This window comes from Geomicrobium sp. JCM 19055 (assembly GCF_000698185.1).
GTDB lineage: Bacteria > Bacillota > Bacilli > Bacillales > Marinococcaceae > Geomicrobium_A > Geomicrobium_A sediminis.
This window is the reverse complement of record NZ_BAXL01000006.1, coordinates 14,734-29,662: the sequence shown is the minus strand read 5'-3', so window position 1 is coordinate 29,662 and position 14,929 is coordinate 14,734. Positions and strand designations below refer to the sequence as shown.

At 41.3% G+C, this 14,929-nt stretch carries 20 protein-coding genes and 5 pseudogenes; 9 read left to right on the top strand and 16 right to left on the bottom strand.

The genetic code is table 11. The features are described from left to right. Window positions 1-18: 18 nt before the first annotated feature. The 11 genes and pseudogenes from JCM19055_RS06575 to spoIIIAA form a co-directional block, all read right to left on the bottom strand. A pseudogene (locus JCM19055_RS06575) lies at window positions 19-437 on the bottom strand (Asp23/Gls24 family envelope stress response protein). Window positions 438-456: 19 nt separating this feature from the next. Continuing rightward, entirely contained in the window at window positions 457-723 is a 267-nt protein-coding gene (locus JCM19055_RS06570) for a hypothetical protein (protein WP_370543027.1), read from the bottom strand. A gap of 250 nt (window positions 724-973) precedes the next feature. Beyond that, window positions 974-1,630: a SpoIIIAH-like family protein gene (locus tag JCM19055_RS06565; RefSeq protein ID WP_193745337.1), complete on the bottom strand. Its 657-nt coding sequence runs from the start codon at window positions 1,628-1,630 to the stop codon at window positions 974-976. A 7-nt stretch (window positions 1,631-1,637) separates the two neighbouring features. Continuing rightward, window positions 1,638-2,111, bottom strand: a complete 474-nt coding sequence (gene spoIIIAG, locus JCM19055_RS06560; RefSeq protein ID WP_052366013.1) for a stage III sporulation protein AG — start codon at window positions 2,109-2,111, stop codon at window positions 1,638-1,640. After that, window positions 2,086-2,289, bottom strand: a complete 204-nt coding sequence (locus JCM19055_RS06555) for a hypothetical protein (protein ID WP_042359092.1) — start codon at window positions 2,287-2,289, stop codon at window positions 2,086-2,088. Before JCM19055_RS06555 ends, spoIIIAG begins: the two co-directional genes overlap by 26 nt. Beyond that, a complete protein-coding gene (spoIIIAF, locus tag JCM19055_RS23030; protein ID WP_052366012.1) occupies window positions 2,282-2,884 on the bottom strand; it encodes a stage III sporulation protein AF in 603 nt (200 codons plus the stop codon). Before spoIIIAF ends, JCM19055_RS06555 begins: the two co-directional genes overlap by 8 nt. Before the next feature lie 7 nt (window positions 2,885-2,891). Continuing rightward, window positions 2,892-4,133, bottom strand: coding sequence for a stage III sporulation protein AE (gene spoIIIAE / locus JCM19055_RS06545; protein WP_052366011.1), 1,242 nt, complete (start codon window positions 4,131-4,133; stop codon window positions 2,892-2,894). Window positions 4,134-4,142: 9 nt separating this feature from the next. Continuing rightward, a complete protein-coding gene (spoIIIAD, locus tag JCM19055_RS06540; RefSeq protein ID WP_042359090.1) occupies window positions 4,143-4,538 on the bottom strand; it encodes a stage III sporulation protein AD in 396 nt (131 codons plus the stop codon). A gap of 4 nt (window positions 4,539-4,542) precedes the next feature. Continuing rightward, window positions 4,543-4,752, bottom strand: coding sequence for a stage III sporulation protein AC (spoIIIAC, locus tag JCM19055_RS06535; protein WP_081831515.1), 210 nt, complete (start codon window positions 4,750-4,752; stop codon window positions 4,543-4,545). 18 nt (window positions 4,753-4,770) lie between these two features. Then, window positions 4,771-5,283, bottom strand: coding sequence for a stage III sporulation protein SpoIIIAB (spoIIIAB, locus tag JCM19055_RS06530; protein ID WP_081833495.1), 513 nt, complete (start codon window positions 5,281-5,283; stop codon window positions 4,771-4,773). Then, window positions 5,280-6,185 (bottom strand): stage III sporulation protein AA, encoded by a 906-nt coding sequence (gene spoIIIAA, locus JCM19055_RS06525; protein ID WP_052366051.1) that lies wholly within the window; start codon window positions 6,183-6,185, stop codon window positions 5,280-5,282. Before spoIIIAA ends, spoIIIAB begins: the two co-directional genes overlap by 4 nt. A 121-nt stretch (window positions 6,186-6,306) precedes the next feature. Between spoIIIAA and JCM19055_RS28805 the strand changes: the two genes are divergently transcribed. The 3 genes from JCM19055_RS28805 (at window position 6,307) to JCM19055_RS06515 (ending at window position 7,489) form a co-directional block, all read left to right on the top strand. Then, a complete protein-coding gene (locus JCM19055_RS28805) occupies window positions 6,307-6,438 on the top strand; it encodes a hypothetical protein (protein ID WP_265181899.1) in 132 nt (43 codons plus the stop codon). Window positions 6,439-6,526: 88 nt separating this feature from the next. Further along, entirely contained in the window at window positions 6,527-6,958 is a 432-nt protein-coding gene (locus tag JCM19055_RS06520; RefSeq protein ID WP_042359087.1) for a universal stress protein, read from the top strand. A 57-nt stretch (window positions 6,959-7,015) separates the two neighbouring features. Continuing rightward, the gene (locus JCM19055_RS06515) at window positions 7,016-7,489 is read left to right on the top strand and encodes a universal stress protein (protein WP_265181898.1); all 474 of its coding nucleotides are present in this window, start codon (window positions 7,016-7,018) and stop codon (window positions 7,487-7,489) included. Between the two features lie 110 nt (window positions 7,490-7,599). On the opposite strand, the pseudogene efp reads toward JCM19055_RS06515, so the two are convergent. The 4 genes and pseudogenes from efp to JCM19055_RS06500 form a co-directional block, all read right to left on the bottom strand. Beyond that, window positions 7,600-8,156, bottom strand: a pseudogene (efp, locus tag JCM19055_RS06510) (elongation factor P). Between the two features lie 20 nt (window positions 8,157-8,176). After that, on the bottom strand, window positions 8,177-9,247 hold the full coding sequence (locus tag JCM19055_RS06505; protein WP_042359083.1) for a Xaa-Pro peptidase family protein: 1,071 nt from the start codon (window positions 9,245-9,247) through the stop codon (window positions 8,177-8,179). A 74-nt stretch (window positions 9,248-9,321) separates the two neighbouring features. After that, the gene (locus JCM19055_RS28800; RefSeq protein ID WP_265181897.1) at window positions 9,322-9,441 is read right to left on the bottom strand and encodes a YqhR family membrane protein; all 120 of its coding nucleotides are present in this window, start codon (window positions 9,439-9,441) and stop codon (window positions 9,322-9,324) included. Window positions 9,442-9,466: 25 nt separating this feature from the next. Next, window positions 9,467-9,769, bottom strand: coding sequence for a YqhR family membrane protein (locus JCM19055_RS06500; protein ID WP_265181896.1), 303 nt, complete (start codon window positions 9,767-9,769; stop codon window positions 9,467-9,469). Between the two features lie 202 nt (window positions 9,770-9,971). On the opposite strand from JCM19055_RS06500, the pseudogene JCM19055_RS06495 reads away from it, so the two are divergent. Together JCM19055_RS06495 and JCM19055_RS06490 are read left to right on the top strand one after the other, a co-directional pair. Continuing rightward, window positions 9,972-10,948 (top strand): annotated as a pseudogene (locus tag JCM19055_RS06495) (DUF1385 domain-containing protein). Between the two features lie 45 nt (window positions 10,949-10,993). Next, complete coding sequence (locus JCM19055_RS06490; RefSeq protein WP_042359081.1) at window positions 10,994-11,320, top strand: SA1362 family protein; 327 nt, start codon at window positions 10,994-10,996, stop codon at window positions 11,318-11,320. Here the strand turns inward: JCM19055_RS06490 and JCM19055_RS06485 are convergent. After that, window positions 11,317-12,199 (bottom strand): annotated as a pseudogene (locus tag JCM19055_RS06485) (patatin-like phospholipase family protein). The gene JCM19055_RS06490 and the pseudogene JCM19055_RS06485 sit on opposite strands and share 4 nt — an antisense overlap. Before the next feature lie 157 nt (window positions 12,200-12,356). Between JCM19055_RS06485 and JCM19055_RS06480 the strand changes: the two are divergent. The 4 genes and pseudogenes from JCM19055_RS06480 (at window position 12,357) to ytvI (ending at window position 14,871) form a co-directional block, all read left to right on the top strand. After that, window positions 12,357-12,593: a transcriptional regulator SplA domain-containing protein gene (locus JCM19055_RS06480; protein WP_042359079.1), complete on the top strand. Its 237-nt coding sequence runs from the start codon at window positions 12,357-12,359 to the stop codon at window positions 12,591-12,593. An 11-nt stretch (window positions 12,594-12,604) separates the two neighbouring features. Next, a pseudogene (gene splB, locus JCM19055_RS06475) lies at window positions 12,605-13,628 on the top strand (spore photoproduct lyase). Between the two features lie 230 nt (window positions 13,629-13,858). Beyond that, window positions 13,859-14,266, top strand: a complete 408-nt coding sequence (locus JCM19055_RS28795) for an AI-2E family transporter (protein WP_265181895.1) — start codon at window positions 13,859-13,861, stop codon at window positions 14,264-14,266. Next, window positions 14,254-14,871: a sporulation integral membrane protein YtvI gene (ytvI, locus tag JCM19055_RS28790; protein WP_265181894.1), complete on the top strand. Its 618-nt coding sequence runs from the start codon at window positions 14,254-14,256 to the stop codon at window positions 14,869-14,871. Before JCM19055_RS28795 ends, ytvI begins: the two co-directional genes overlap by 13 nt. The last annotated feature ends 58 nt before the right edge of the window (window positions 14,872-14,929 follow it).

Genomic DNA, 14,929 nt, shown 5'->3' with positions numbered 1-14,929 from the left:
CCTTTATTTGCGAGCGTATTATTCTGATAGACGCTCGGGTACAAATGCTTCATTCGCTTCTTCTTCTTTCTCAAAGTGAATGCCAACGACATGCACATTGATGCTCTCAAGTGCAATGGCTGTCATCGTCTCGAGCGCTTGCTGAATGTTCTTTTGAACTTTAATTGCAACATCAGGAACAGAAATTCCATAATATGCTACAACGGTAACATCAATCGTTACACCTTCTTCTCCAAGCTCTACTTTTACACCCTTACCGTGCATCTTCTTACCAAACGCTCGGCAACGTCTGACGCAAAGTTGCCTCTTAACGTTGATACACCTTCAATCTCTGATGCCGCTAATCCGGCAATGACTTCAATAACTTCTGGTGAAATTTCTACCTTGCCTAAATCGTTCTCTTGTTCTTCAAGGTCAAGTAGTTGATATTCATTCATCGTGTCGCCCTCCTAATCATTACTCTTGATTACTAGACTGTTCTTCAAGCTGTTTCTCTTGCTCTTCACGCAAACGGTCCATTCGATAATGTCTGAACACTGGGTATTCCGAGAGATTGTCTGGAATCTTCTTCGTTTCAAGTAAAATGATCTTCACGATGTTTTTGTTTCTTGCCATATGATAACTCTCATCATATTCATTTTCTTTTGTATATCGCTTTAAGCTATCATAATCTTCTTCTTGAATCGAAACAGGGTGAGGGTTTTCCTCTGTTGCCTCTTCCACATAACCAACTTCAAATTCTACGATTTGAATGTTGTCGTTTTTTTAAATTTCGTGTTTGTTCTAGTATTGACTTTGCACCTTCTGTTAAGTCGTTCCATTCCATGAAGTGCCATCTCCTAACTTCTAACCATTACAAGGGTTTGTCATCAGTTGATTATATCACGATAGATGAGTGATTTCACCTGTTAGGGAAAAACGATCATAAGAAAAGGGAATCACCGATCATTGATCGAATGATTCCCCTTTTCTATTATTGATTCATATGGTAAGAAACTGCGACAGAACGATTACCGATTTGCTCTTGTGCAATGCGATTAATTTCTACAACTTCAGCTTTAGAAAGTTCTTCTGTTTGAACAAAAACTTTCACTTCATCCGTATCACTCATGACGAGTACATCTTCATAACCTTGTGCTGCAATGCGTTGTTCAAGGTTTGATTCTTGCTCGCTAATTTTTTGTAGCGCTTCGTTTTGTTCATGCGCACTATTTTTTTGCTCAGTAGTCGTGTCACTTGATGCGATTGTGTTTGTATTCGCTTCACGTGCTTCACTACGTGCTTCCTCACGTTCGATTCGTAAAGCACTAAACGTTTCACTTCCATCTAACCCTGCCGCAACATCGACACTGTCCGTTTCTTCGTTTCCTTCTTCATTTCCTTCATCGTCAGCTGGCTCATCTTCATTTACACCTTCGATTTCACCATTCCACTCTTCAACGACGACAGCTTGATCTGGATTTTCTTCTAAATACTGCTCCCAAAGTTCACCTTCGAAATCTTCTAACGATTGATTATCGTTAATCAGGGACGCTTCTTGCGTCGTTGGGCTTTGTGGCCCAAAGAAGTAAACTCCTAGCACTGCAACTAAACTTAACATCGTTAACAACCAAACTGTTTGTTTTTTCAAAACCAAATCACTCATCCTTTCCAAGTTGTTTAGGCATTACAGATACACGGTGAGCAGGAACGTCTAGCGTTCTTGTGACCGCCTCTATTACCCATTCTTTTCTTTGCATACTCTCAACCCCGTTAGCAACGACTAGAACTCCAGTAACGTCTGGCTTATCTACACGGATCAGAAGCGGTTCTTCACTTCCCCCTTGTTGAACGAGGACGAGTGTTTCTTCTTCCGTTCCTTCATCAAGCGTACGGTTTCCACCTTCTGTATCTGCTTCATCCGTCGTTTGTTGACGGATGCTGCGATCCTTCTCATACACTTTGCTCTCGGTTTCTTTCACATTAACGACGACGTCTACGTTTGAGATTCCGTCAATGGTTTCTAGTGCTTGTTGCAACTGTTCCCCATAAGCTTGTTCAATGAGTTGAAATTCGGTCGCAGCATTCGCTGACGGTTTGGATTGTTCAGTATTTTTTTGCAACCGGTTCATTTTGAACTTCATCACTTTGCATCATTCCATCATCTTCTTCGTCACCACTTGTCCCGATCATCATAAGCAATAGCCCAAGAACGATAAGTCCTACGATGTAATACCACCGGATTTTTTTCGGGCCATTTGATGATTGGTTGAGCAATTCTTTGAATTTTGAAGTGTCCTTATTAGCCATTCAGCCCCTCCTCCTCAAGGCTGATTTGTATCATTTGCTCATCAACCTCCCAAATTTCTGCAAGGCGAGCACGCACTTCGCTTAGTATTGAATCCTCATCTACTGTCTCTTCTACAGTTTCATGCGCATTGACTGTTACTTCTTTTACCGGTTCGATTGCTGCAACGGACGTATTTCTTTGGTCATCCGCATCACTTACTAAGACGTTGATCCCTCCTTCATGTACAGAAATTGCGCGAAAGGACAGGTCGAACTCTCCTTCAAGCTCTGCTTGTGCTTCACTGCTAAGACGAGCAGCTACTTGTTCTGAGATATATGCATCATGTGCGGCTTGTATTTCTCTTTTCTCTTGATTTATTTTATTTTCCATTTCAGTTGCTCCTTCGTAAAATGAAAATCCATTTAAATCAAACCACTCTGAAGGGTCTGTATGAACGAGGTCAAATACCGGTTGCAAAAGAAGTACGATCATCATAAGACCAAGAACAAGGTCCGCATAACGCTTCATCGTTGACGTTGGTAATAACAACTCCAAAATAATCGCTAACAATAAAAATACGATGAGTGTCGTTACCCAATCATGAAAATATTCCATTTTCGTATCACCTCACCATCAACGCTAAATTGCCTGATGATATTATGATCGTTACAGCTAAGAAAAACATTAAACAGACGACCGAAACGGCGGCGAACATGAACATGACCGTTTTCGCAAATAAACTCATTACTGACCCTAGCGCACCTCCGCCAAGTGGTTGCATAATCGCGCTCGTAATTTGAAACGTAATCGCAAGAGCTAAAATCTTCAGCGCCGGAAAAACAGTAATAACGAACAAAATCGCAAGACCAGCTAGTCCAATTGTATTTTTCAGTAAGAGCGATGCACCAATGACGGTGTCCGTAGCATCGGTAAACATTCGCCCTACAACGGGCACGAAATTACCGGCAATGTACTTTGCAGTACGAAGTGTGACCCCATCATGAACCGCTGATGTTGCACCTTGAACAGAGATCGTTGCTAAAAAGATCGTCAAGAACGCACCGAGTGTTCCCATTGCAACATTTCGAATGAGTGTAGCAAGTCTCGTTAATTGAAACTTCTCACTCATACTACTGACGACGCTAACGATTGCGGAAACGAACAACAATGGCAATACAAACCGTTCAATTAACAGACCACTCGTATTAACAAGAACGATAATTAGCGGATGAAAAAGCGCTGCTGATGTAGCTGCTCCAGTCATCGCTAAAAGCGCGAGTACCATCGGCAACAGTGAGATCATAAAGTGAACCATGTTTGCAACCGCTTCTTGTGCATAACTCATTGCAATATAAAAACTGTTCATGCTAATGACGATGAGCACAGTAAACGTTACGCCGTAAGCAACTTTACTAACCGCGTCATGTTCAAAGGCATTTTGCAACGCTCGTAACACCATGCTAAATACAGCTAATAAAATGAGCGTACCGAGTAGTGCAATGTTTGCGGTGAGTTCATGGAACAAGTAGCTGAGCAACGCTTTTAACCAGTCCATCGGATTAAATGTATGCTTGCCTTGAAGAAATTCTGTAAATGGTGCTTTTTGGCTTTCTGGAAGAAATGACTCATAATCACGTCGAATGTCTTCCCAAAACGTTTCTATTTCCGAAAAACCGAGACGATCGAGTTGCTCGTCCATTTGTTCAGTAATCTCATCTCGCGCTTCTACTTGATGCTCCTCTTCCGTATAGGTTGACGAGTCATTTGGAAACGTCAGTGAATCGTCTTCTGCAAAGCTCGTGGTTGGAAAAAGAAAAAAGACGGTTGTGGCAACGAGTAGTGTGATGAACCGTTTCACTTGCATCACTCTTTCTTACCCTGGAATTAAGGAAATCACCGTTTCAATGAGCACATTAAAAATCGGGATGGCCATGACGACGATTAGCACCTTTCCGGCAAGTTCAATTTTTTGGGCAATCGCACCTTGATCAGCGTCTCTTGCAATCTGTGCACCAAACTCGGCAATGTAAGCAATCCCGATAATTTTTAACATCGTTTGCAAATAAACCATATTGATGTTTGCATGCGTTGCTAACGTTTCGACGAGTTGGAATGCCATGACAATGTGGTCCAACAGAAACAAGAAAATCATTGCGCCAACAAAGAGCGTCAATAAAAAAGCGAAAGCTGGCTTTTGCTCTTTTAAAATCATTGCTAAAAACGCAGAGATTAGGCCAAAGCCAACGATCTGAATCATGTCTATAGACATAAAATTACGACCCTATAAATAAAAAGACACTTCTGATTTTTGTAAATAAGTCATCGACAATTGTCGCGACCATATACAAAACGACAATAAACCCGATTAACGTCACCCAATGTGCCCAATCTTCTTTGCCCATCTGTTTTAAAACGGTGTGAATCATCGCAACGACGATCCCAATTCCAGCAATCTGGAATATTGTATCCACATCGTATCCCACCGCGATCCCTCCTTTTGCCTAGATCATGACGATAATTGCAAGCAAGCCTCCTAAGAATCCGAGAGACTTTGCCATACGCTCATATCTTAGTTGCTCTTCTCGTGCATTTATTTCTTCAGCCCGTAAGTGTGTAAGTGTTAATTGAATGTATTTTTGTTGCTCATAGCGGCCGTGTTGACCGAGCGTTTGACCAAATTGCAGGAGCGCTTCTTTTTCTTTTATTTTCATGGCTGTTTTATCCCAATTGATCGCTATACTTTCTTTCCAAGCACTCTGAACGTCATGATTCCCTTCTTTTAATCGCATTCCAAAGTCTTTGAAAAACTGCGAAAGCGGACTTGAAACGGTTGAGGATATTCGATTAGCAACATGAATGAGCGGCGTGTGACCGTACATGACTTCTGCCTCAAAATGCTGCAAGGCAGTCGTTAATTCACGAATTTGTTTCGATCGTTGTGATAAGCGCCTTGCCCATTCAAACCCGATCGCAGTCATGCCTACTAACAAAATGATGGCACCGATCCACCTCACGACTTGCCTCTTTTCTTATGCACAAAGTGACCTTCCTTTTTATCATTAAGCAAAAGGATTCCTTCAAACGTATCTGAACTGATTACCCCTCTCGCTTCTAAGTCATTCATTGACTTTGCATGTGCACTACAAAGAACAGCAACACCTGCGCTCGCAGCTTCCTCAATTGCCCTTATATCAGCTTCACTCCCGACCTCATCAACGATGATGACGTTCGGACTCATCGAGCGTATAAGCATCATCATCCCTTCTGCTTTCGGACAACGATCCAGTACATCTGTGCGTTTCCCAACATCATGTTGCGGTGTACCTTCAAATGAAGCGGCAATTTCACTTCGTTCATCAACGATCGCAACCTTCTGTGGCGGAATGTTAAGACGTTCATATCCATTGCTTATTATTTTTGCAAGGTCACGAAGAATCGTCGTTTTCCCAGATTGAGGAGGACCTGCAACAATTGATGTTTTCCACCTGCCTTCATATAGGCCTTGAAGGTACGGGACGCTAACCTTCTCAAGCGCTCGACTAATTCTAATGTTAAACGTGCGAATATGTTTAATTGTCTTTACGACGCCTTTCTCCACAACCGCTTCTCCAGCGATCCCAACTCTGTGCCCGCCTCGTAACGTTAAGAAGCCATGTCGCAATTCTTCTTCGAAAGCGTAAATGGAATGTTGACTTAATTGATTTAAAACAAATGTCGCATCCGCTTCATTGAACAACGTATTCTTCAAGAAAAAGCTTTCTCCAGCCAACACGACCTCAATTGATTGATTCGGCCGGAGACGAATCTCTTGAACGAAATGGTCCATGAGTACAGATGTTAATTCTTGGTGATACTGGTATGGAAGCAAGGCGACGATGTTTTGAATGGACTGCAATTCTAAGCTTTGCTTTAGCATGAGTGACACCAATCTTCAACTCCGTTTCAAAAGGAACATTCATTTTTGCGTGCTGAAACATCACAACAGTGAATAAACCCTTTAATAAGCTCGTTGACATGATTTCCAAAATGGATCTTGCTTGTACACTTTATTCGTACAACTCGTAAATAGAACTAAGACGACGAGTATTCAAACACCGTTTTTAAGTAACCTTGTCGAAGTCCGTCGTCAAATCCATGCAAATCGTGTGAAAGCGGATGAGAAGCGTTGACGCGTGTATGTTGCGGTGTTAGCTTAAAAGCAAGTTAGTATATTCCAGTCGTTGTCGCGCTTAGTTATTTTGAAAGGAGCGCTAATTCATGGCGTATCAGAACATTTTAGTTTGTCTAGATAGTGAAAATGAACCGACCTTTCATGCTTACAATGAAGCGATCTCATTTGCGAAAAATGAATCTGCGACACTTTATTTATGTAGCATCATTAATACGAAAGCGTATGGTGCAATGTCTCGGTACGATAAAAACCTCGTACCACAAGTTAAGCAAATGGCAACAGACTATTTATCACACCTTCACCAAAAAGCAACAACAGCCGGTGTTAACGCTAAACTAATTGTTGACACAGGACTTCCTGTACAGAAAATTGTTAAATCTGTCGTACCCCGTTACAACATTGATTTGATTATTCACGGAGCCACCGGGGGCAATAAAATTGAAAAAGCGTTAGAAGGCAGCATTTCAAAAGGCCTGATCAAAAAAAAGCCAAGTCGACTGTTTAGTTGTAAAGCCTAGAGACATTAAAGCAGGTGTGAAATATGCCTAATCTACCACTCATCATTTACGTTGATTATGGTAATCATTCGTTTGCTGCTGTCAAAAAAAGGTGCAACAATCGCAAAGCAACGAAACAAAGACGTGATCCTCGCCCACTCGATTGACCGACGCAAAGATTCAGTCACAGATCGAAATGACATTCAATCGAAGCAACAATTAATACAACAACGAACCGCTTGGTTAAACGATTACAAAGCTTATCTTCTCGATGAAGGGATTGAAGTCATTAACATTGACCTATCCTTTGAAAAACCATCAAAACGCATTAACGAATTGAATGCCGATTTAATCGTCGCAGTCAAAACCGATCGCTGGGGAATCGTGAAACATTATTCACACGATCTATTTCAAAACCCTCCCTACACGTTGCTCGGTGTTCACGTAAATCAAACGTCAAAAAAAATAAACTGGCGTAACGAAAGACCATTTATAAAAAAAACGGATGTCCAGATTCCATGTAATAAGAATCTAGACATCCGCTTTTTATGAAAGGTAGAAAACGTTACAACTTAGTCTGCGCCTATATATAACAACGCTTGTGGTTTGTTGCAACAAAAAAGCACTTTAAACGTTTCTGTTTAAAGTGCTTTTTTTCTTTACTATGCGCGGGAAACGTATTCCCCTTTACGTGTATCAACAACAAGAACGTCGCCTTCGTTAACAAAGAACGGAACGTTTACCCGGAATCCAGTTTCAAGTGTTGCTGGCTTGTGACCACCTGAAGCTGTGTCCCCTTTAATTCCTGGATCTGTTTCAGTTACCGTCAGCTCTACAGAGTTAGGTAGCTCAACCCAAGTGTTTCTGTGCCGTATTGCGTAATGTGAACTTCCATATTTTCTTTCAAGAAGTTTAGTTCATACTTAATTTGCTCCGTTTGCAACTCAATTTGCTCAAATGACTCCATGTTCATAAAAGAATGCTCATCTCCATTTGAGTAGAGATATTGCATTTTGTCACGGTCGATATGAGCTTTATTTACTTTTTCCCCACCGCGGAATGTTTTCTCAGCGATGTTACCAGTACGCAAATTCTTTAATTTCGAACGAACAAAAGCAGCGCCTTTTCCTGGTTTTACATGTTGGAATTCTAACACTGAAAATAAATCGTTATCTACTTCGATCGTAAGACCTGTTTTAAAATCGTTTACTGAAATCATCTTCGTATATCCACCTTTTTCTAGTTTTGCCCCGCATACTTAAGCGTTTTATCAGACGTCGTTAAACGCTCATTTCCGGTTTCTGTAATGACGATGTCATCTTCAATTCGTACGCCACCGATCCCTGGTAAATAAACCCCAGGTTCAACGGTTACGACCATTCCTGGTTGCAATACGACGTTACCTTTCGGAGAAAGTCTCGGTTCTTCATGAACTTCAATGCCAAGCCCGTGCCCTAAACCGTGACCGAACTTGCCTTCATACCCTTGTTCATAAATGTACGAACGACAAATATCGTCTGCTTCTTGTCCTGTCATTCCAGGTTTAATTTGCTCTACACCTTTTAACTGTGCTTGTAATACCGTGTCAAAGACCTTTTTCATTTGTTCACTAGGTTCTCCGACAGCGAGAGTACGTGTAATGTCTGAGCAATACCCTTCATAAATCGCACCAAAATCAAGGGTAACAAGTTCACCTTCCTCGATGACTTTGTCACTTGCAACACCGTGAGGCAATGCACCTCGTGCTCCTGAAGCAACAATCATATCAAATGATGATCCATCAGCACCAAGTTGTCGCATTTTAAACTCTAGCTCATCACGAACTTCTTTTTCTCGCATTCCAGGCTTTATGTAATTTAAAATGTGTGCGTAAGCTTCATCTGCAATTGCTGCAGCCTTCTTCATCGTCACAATTTCTTCTTCGTCTTTGAACTGACGCAATGATTCCACAACCCCACTTAAAGGAACCAATGGAATCGAATGTTCGTGCTTATACAACTCATACTTCTCAAAGGTTGTATACGATTTCTCAAAGCCGACTGCCTTCACGTTATGCTTCTTTACAAGTTCTTGTATTTCCGTAGCAACCGAACCTTTATGCTCAACAATCGTGTAACCAACACATTGACTCGTTGCTTGTTCGACGTAACGAAAATCGGTAATAAAATATGACTCACTTTCCGTTAAAAAAACGACCCCTGCACTCCCAGTAAAATGCGAAAGGTATCTACGATTGGCCTCGCTCTCAACGATAAACGCATCGATGCCTAATGATTGAAACTGTTTTCTAACATTGTCAACTCGTTTCATTCGCTTTCGTTCCTCCTCGCAAAACTTACGATTACATCACCTCTATCTTAGCACATGTTTAGGAAATCTAGCCATTATGTTCCTCCGTATTCTTGCAACTCTTCTTCATAAGCAATGGAATATCCGACAAATAGACCGTAACTAATAAATAAACAAATGGTACTCGTGATTGTGATATTACTTAACTCTTGCACTGAATCTAACCCGACAAATAACGGATTAGCAATGTAAAAAAATCAGCACCCATAGTACGGCTCCAAAGCCAATTCCCATCCACATGCTACTAATCTTCGCAAGACTATAACGATAAAGAAAGGCGATTGCAATCGAGCCGATCGTAATCATGAGAATAGCAAGCCATTGACCTGTTTTCTCTTCTGTCCAATCTCCAAGTGACCATGCCATCCAAAATAAATTCGGACCGACATCTGTAAAATTAAAAAAATAAGCTCCGTACCAAATGGAACTCCACAAAAGACCTCCTACAGCTCCTATTAAGAGAACTTTTACGCTATACGGCAAATCTTTCGTATCTGTTTTTCGATTTTTGTTTTGTTGGCATTATTTACTCACCTCATTGATCCATAGTATGGTACAAATGAGAAGTGCTCATTCTCTTCACAGTAGATTTTCTCTCTTTTAAAACTGTGTCGTGGAGGTGAGTTGCATCTTGTTGTAGAATAGAAACCATAGCAAACCAAAGAGTTGAAAGATAGGTGCCAACATGAGCGAAGAACAAAAACAAGAACAAGCGTCTCCTTCTACAGAAAAACCCGCCTATGGTGGTCAAGCCCTCATTGAAGGTGTAATGTTTGCAGGTAAAGAAACGACTGTTTCTGCAATACGCCGGAACACCGGTGATATCGAATACTTCGAAAACGTCCGAAAGCCAATGCCTACACTACAGAAGCTAAAGAAAATTCCTTTCGTTCGAGGTACTGTTGCTCTAATTGAAGCAGCAGCGATGGGAAGTAAACATATGAACTTTGCCTCTGATCGTTATGACGTTCACCCCAATGATGATGAGAATATCGTTACTGAGGAGCAGCGTTCTAAGATCGTGAGCTTTATAGGTGTCGCTGCCATGGCAGTGTTTGCATTTTTAATTGGAACTGTCATCTTTACACTCGTCCCAGTCTTTTTAGCTGAACTCTTATCCGGACTTTCCCTGGACATGTAGCTCAGAACTTACTTGAAGGTTTATTTAAGACCATTATTCTCGTTGGGTACATTTATTTGATCTCGTTAACCCCACTCATTAAACGGGTATTTCAATACCATGGTGCCGAACATAAAGTGATCAACACGTATGAATCAAATAAACCATTGACGGTCGAGAATGTACAAGAGCACTCTCGATTGCATTACCGTTGTGGTAGTAGCTTTATGCTATTTACCGTCATTATCGGTGTGCTGATTTATTTGCTCGTCCCGTTTGATAATTTGTTTGAGCGAATTGTACATCGTTTATTACTCATTCCAGTCGTTCTCGGAGTTTCCTACGAAGTGTTGCAGTTTACAAACAAGTTACGAGATATCCCTGTGTTAAAATGGCTCGGACTCCCTGGCTTATGGTTGCAACTACTTACAACGAAACAACCAAAAGACGACCAAGTTGAAGTATCAATTGCTTCTTTTGAAAAACTGCTCGAACGCGATGAGCAACTAAAGGCAGAAAAAGCCGGCAGTAACATCGTTTAAAAGGAGATGAGCGTTTGCAGTCGTTTCTAAAAAAACCCTTTCGTTTTGATTATTAGCTTCCTTGCAGTGATTGGACTTGGTTCTCAACTGATCTTCAATCCATCTGGACTGCTCTTAATGCTCGTCATCACTGCTGTAATCGGGGTAATTCTCTATTTCGTTCTCACTCGCTTTGTTCGTCCACAAGTTCAAGGTCAACGGGTGGACCCGAATTACAAGCGTGCACTCAAACAAGACAAACAACGACGAAAAACAAACAATAAAAACCCCGATGCGGTTAGTGTAAAGAAAAAGCGAAATCCGACCCACTTAAAGGTCGTTAATGGCAAGAAAAAAATGCGCGACGATAATTTTCGTCAGCGCATTTTTTAGCGACTCCACGTTTTCAAATACTGTTTTGTCGTCTCATATCCTAGAGTAACCAACTTTTCTCGATCTTCATCCGTTAAAGAAAAACTCGTCGTCCTCACCGTCTCAATCGGAATAAACACGACGTTGTTCTCGTGACCAGAATCAATATATCGTGAATCGTGGCTTTTTTTGCATCGTCTCAAAAATCGATCCGTATAACTCGAGTGCGTTTGTAATCGAGTTTTTATCATGATCCGCCGGTTCTGGATTCAGTTGAAAACCGAGCAATGGTCGCTTTGAACGATGCTTTCGAAATAACCACATCGGAAAATTACTTAAAATCCCACCATCAACGACTAATGATGACGCTCCACCTTTATCAAACAACCGAACAGGCTGGAAGAAAAATGGTAAACTACAACTCATTCGTACCGCGCGAGCGACCGGGAACGAGTCTGGAATGATGCCGTAATGCTCAAGGTCATCTGGCAAAACGAGCATTCTGCTTTTTGAAATATCTGCTGCCACTACTCTTAGTTGATCATTTGGCAAATCACGAACGTTCGAACCCCTTTTGCCTCAAGCTATTCGCTAACCACTCTTCTAATTTATTGCCTTTATATAATCCAAGCCCAAAGTAGACGCCTACCCATTTGAGTAAATGTGGAAATGTTTTCGCCCAAGCTGTAGGATCGAGGAACATCTTAAGTTCCACTTCATCGAACATCTCACGAATCTCTTTGCTCGTATATCCCGCAGCCATTAAGCTCCCCATAATGCTCCTGCACTCGTACCTGCGATTCTAGAAAACGTGAAGTTCTTTTCTTCCATCGCCTGCAATGCGCCAATGAAGGCAAAGGCTTTTACACCACCACCTGCAAAGACACCGTCAATCAGCATTGAAACACCAACTCCCCACACCTACACACTATGCGCACAAAGAAGAAGTTGCGTGTTGTCCTTACAGGAAATGTAAGGATTGATCGCCAGTTCACTCCTAGCGTACAACGAAAACGATACGCACAAGTTAGTTATAGAGAAAGGAGGAGAACGTTTGATGGACTACAAAGCAGGTGAAACGCTGTATGTGATCCACCGTAATCCCCACACGCAAGACGTTGCAAACATCCGTGAAGCAACTGTCGTTAACGACCCACAAGATCCTCTTTCGCAAACGATTTATTTAATGGATGAATTTTATCCAATTACTGAAGAACTTGCGGTATTCAATAGTTACGAAGAGGCTGAGGAAGCATATTCTTATTACTTTGGCACCGACCCAGAACCGATGTAAGGGGGAACACCATGAAGCCATTTATGCCTGAGCGAATATATATAGAACCAAAAGCTTTTGACTACCCATTAGGCAAGAAGCTCTATGATTATTTCAATGACTTAGGAACTGAAATACACGAAACTACGTCACACAACCAAATCCGCAATTTGCCTGGTGACAATCATTTTCAAAAATATCGAAACGCAAAATCAACGCTCGTCGTTGGCGTACGAAAAACATTAAAGTTTGATACGTCTAAACCGTCTGCTGAATATGCGATCCTTTAGCAACTGGTTGCATGGGTCATTGTCATTATTGTTATTTGCAAACAACGATGGGGAGTAAACCTTACATTCGAACGTATGTGAACACCGATGAGATCTTAAAACAAGCGGACGATTACATGTTGGAAAGAGCTCCTGAACAGACAAGATTTGAAGCCTCTTGTACGTCAGACATTGTCGGCATTGATCATATTACTCATTCTCTTAAGCATGCGATTGAACACATGGCCAAAAGCGAATTAGGAAAGCTTCGCTTCGTCACGAAATTCGAACATGTTGACCATTTGTTGGATGCAGACCACCGCGGAAAAACCCGCTTTCGATTTAGTGTTAATGCTGATTTTGTTATTCGGTACTTCGAACCTGGAACATCAACACTTGATAAACGAATTGAAGCCGCTGCTAAAGTTCAAGAAGCAGGTACCCACTCGGTTTTATCGTCGCCCCGATCTATTTACATGACGGTTGGGAAGAAGGCTATGAAACCTTATTTAAAAAGCTGTCTCACCAACTTCCGAGTAACGGTCGAGACAACATTACGTTTGAGTTTATTCAACACCGGTTTACACAACCTGCGAAACGCGTCATCGAAAAAAACTATCCGATGACAAAACTAGAACTTGATGAAACGAAACGAAGGAAAAAATGGGGACGCTACGGAATTCACAAATACGTGTACGAAAAAGATCAAGAAGAAGTGATGAAAGATACGTTGTATCGCTACGTAGACCACTATTTTCCCAATTCCAAAATTGAATACTTTACGTAAGCAACAAACGAAATGTTTGTTGCTTTTCTACGTTTATGCAAAAAAACTTCCGATTCCATTTTACATCCTAAAATTTGCCGTATAATATAGAGATAAGGATTTTTGCATTATAGCGCTTCAACGAAGCGAAGGAGGCACCTGTTGTTAACTAAAACGTTAGTCAAACGGATTTTAATCATCATTGCCTCATCTTGATCGGGCTATTTGTTTATTACAATTTTTCGGCTTTTATGCCGCTGCTCTTAGCGTTATTAACTGCCATGATTTTTGAACCTTTTGTTCGCTTCTTTAAAAAGCAGTTAAAAACTGAAAAGCGCCTTTTGCCTGTTACGATTGTATTTTTGTTATTTGTAGCCATTAGTGCAATCGGGCTGTACTTTGCTGTGACAAGTCTGATGAGAAGTATCGTGAGTTGGTCACAACAACTTCCACAATACGCACTTGAATTGCAACGGTTTGCGAACGACTTGATTATTCAATTTAATCAATTGCTTAGAGATTTACCACAAGGGTATCAAATCGCCCGTGAACTTGAGCGCCTTTCAGAAGATGCGATTGATTTTGCACTTAGCATTACGACCAACTCGTCGGCCTACTCGGTTCGTTTTTGTCTGCGATTCCGAACATGCTCTTTGTAGTGCTCATTTACTTAATTACGTTGTTTCTATTTAGTTTGGATTTACCTCGACTTCTTGGGAATTTCTTTAACTTCTTCAAAACGGAAACGTCCGAGAAATTACGATTCGTCTTTCACCGGATGGGTCGAGTATTCTTAGGCTGGTGGAAAGCTCAATTTATTCTTAGCTTAGGAGTCTTTATTCTCACGTACATAAGTCTTCTTTACATATCACCTGGCTCTGCGTTTATACTCTCACTCATCATTTGGGTCGTAGACATTATTCCACTTTACGTAGGTCCCGCCCTCGTACTCGTCCCATGGGGTTTGTTAGCGATGATCTTAGGTGATGTCACGATGGGGATTCAACTGAACATTTTAGCGCTCGTTCTCCTCATCATTCGCCGTATTTTAGAGCCTAAAGTACTCGGAGACTCGATTGGCATGAATGCTTTGCCGACCGTATTATCAATGTACTTTGGTTTCGTGTTCTTTGGTGTGATGGGACTAATCTTAGGTCCATTTGTTTATATGGCGATCTTAAGCGCGAAAGAAGCAGGACTTTTTCAAATCAACTTGAAAGAGGACCAACCAAAAGAAGAACCAACACCTGCACAAAAAGAATAAAAAAAGCCGATTTAGCATCGTTTGCCCAAAAATCGTTTTCACGAACTTTTGGAGCAAA